Raw genomic sequence first — 1,288 nt, 5'->3', positions numbered from 1 at the left:
TGGTCATCTCCCTGTCAAGTAGACAGTAATAAAAAGAGTATTATGCCACGGCCTTTTCCCGATATTCTATCGGGGAAAGGCCGTGAAGTTTTTCTTGGAATCTTTCTGTATTATAAAACTGAATATATTCTTGAATTGCTCGGTAGGCCATTTCATATGTTTTTGGGCGCACTAAATACAACTTCTCTGTTTTTAAATGTGAGAAGAATGATTCGATACACGCATTATCAAAACAGTTTCCACGTCTAGAATGACTACCGACAAATCCTAATTTCTCTAACTGTTTTGCGTAGGATTTAGATGTATATTGAAACCCTTGATCTGAATGGAAAAGGGGCTTAGTAGTTAATGACTTCCCTTCTAATTGACGTAATGTAGTTAAAACCAAATCTAAATCATTTCTTGAAGATAGCTTCCAGGCAACAATTTCATTGTTGTATAGATCTAACACAGCTGACAAATAGGCAAATTGTTCTCCGATTCGTACATAAGTAATATCTGTTACGAATTTTTGGTTTTGCTTTTCAGCTTGAAACTCTCGATTCAAATGATTTTTAAATACCACAGATGTTTTTCTTCCATAAAACGGACGTTTTTTTCGAATGATAGATTGAATACCCAGCTCTCTCATAAGACGACGAACACGTTTATGATTCATTACCATTCCTTCTCGAGCCAAAGCACGAGTCATACGTTTATACCCATAGTAAGGGTGCTGACGATGAATAGATAAAATATGTTCTTTATGCCACCTATCCCTTTTCTGACGTAAACGCTGCACGTTATGATATTTCCGCCATTTATAGTAGCCAGCCTTAGAAACTTCCGCGATTTGAAGCAACCATCGGAGTGGATAGGCTTGGCGTAATAAATCGATAAGAGAAAATCGTTCTTTCTTTAGGACCATTCCTTCCCATGTAGATTTGGATTGCGCTTTTTTAAATACTCAACCTGTGCCTTCAAATAAGCATTTTCTTCTTCTAGACTATTAAAATTCTTTCGATTCCAGACACCACGTTGATCATCAAAGGACTCCCCCTGTTGCGCACGTTTTACCCACTCAATAATCTGGGCATCGCTCTTCACACCGAGTTGTTCACGAATTTCTCGCAATGATTTTCTCTCTTCTAATCGAAGACGAACTGCTTCTCGCTTTAGTTCTTCTGTATATTTTTGAAATGATTGTCCTTTTCTTGCCATAAAAAAATCCCCTCCAGATAAAACAGTATTGAGTCCATCATATCAGATGGACTCTTTTTTTACTGTCTACCTATAGGGGATAATACCA

At 37.3% G+C, this 1,288-nt stretch carries 1 protein-coding gene; it reads right to left on the bottom strand.

What is annotated here, in order from left to right:
• Nucleotides 1-40: 40 nt before the first annotated feature.
• A protein-coding gene (locus ACTFRH_RS30850) for an IS3-like element ISBth8 family transposase (protein ID WP_440048912.1) occupies nt 41-1,200 on the bottom strand; the annotation gives its coding sequence in 2 pieces (ribosomal slippage) (nt 41-942 and nt 942-1,200; 1,161 coding nt in all).
• Between the last annotated feature and the right edge of the window lie 88 nt (nt 1,201-1,288).

Source organism: Bacillus cereus group sp. MYBK216-1, assembly GCF_051916495.1.
Lineage (GTDB): Bacteria > Bacillota > Bacilli > Bacillales > Bacillaceae_G > Bacillus_A > Bacillus_A thuringiensis_K.
This window is presented reverse-complemented; position numbering and strand designations above follow the sequence as displayed.